1 protein-coding gene is annotated in these 567 nt (G+C 61.6%); it reads right to left on the bottom strand.

Going from position 1 to position 567, the window contains the following annotated elements; genetic code table 11:
* On the bottom strand, nucleotides 1-567 hold a 567-nt coding region (locus NW807_RS10465), incomplete at both ends, for a hypothetical protein (protein ID WP_414426064.1).

Raw genomic sequence — 567 nt, forward strand, 5'->3', positions numbered from 1 at the left:
GAATGCGCAGGATGTTGTCGGCCAGCATGCCCAGCATGCAGCCTGCCGTTTGCAGCGTGGTTTGGTCGGCCAGGCTCAGTTGGTCAACGGGAGTGCCTCGGTTGACCAGATCAATCGCCCGCCGCAGCTCGGAGAAGTTGCCAAAGGCGGTGATGAACGGATCCGGATGAATGCGGCCCGGCTCTTGCTTAGGTGGATAGGCCCCGTCGGGATCGCCAGCAAAATTGGCCAGGTTGGTTAGCGCCGTCCACAGTGGGGTGCCAGGCCGTAGCTGCTCTTTCATTGGCGTGGGATCATATTCCCAAACGTTGGTGCCCTCGCCGGTAAAGAAGTTGATACCCAGTTGGTTGCTCTGGTCACCCGCGGGAAACGTAGAAGCCCGCTGCAAGCTCCAGGGAGTGCCGGGGTGAGCCACCGTGGCCAAGCAGGCAATGGGAAAGCGCCCCTGCTCATGGCTGTAGTGGTAAACGGCCGTGGCCTGCACCGCCGCTGGGTTATCCCGTAGCGTTAGCCGTTGCCGCGCCTCGTTGCTGATAAAGATGGCCTGCAGCTTGGTGGGATCGTCGG

It is taken from the genome of Synechococcus sp. R70.1 (assembly GCF_047461675.1).
GTDB lineage: Bacteria > Cyanobacteriota > Cyanobacteriia > Thermostichales > Thermostichaceae > Thermostichus.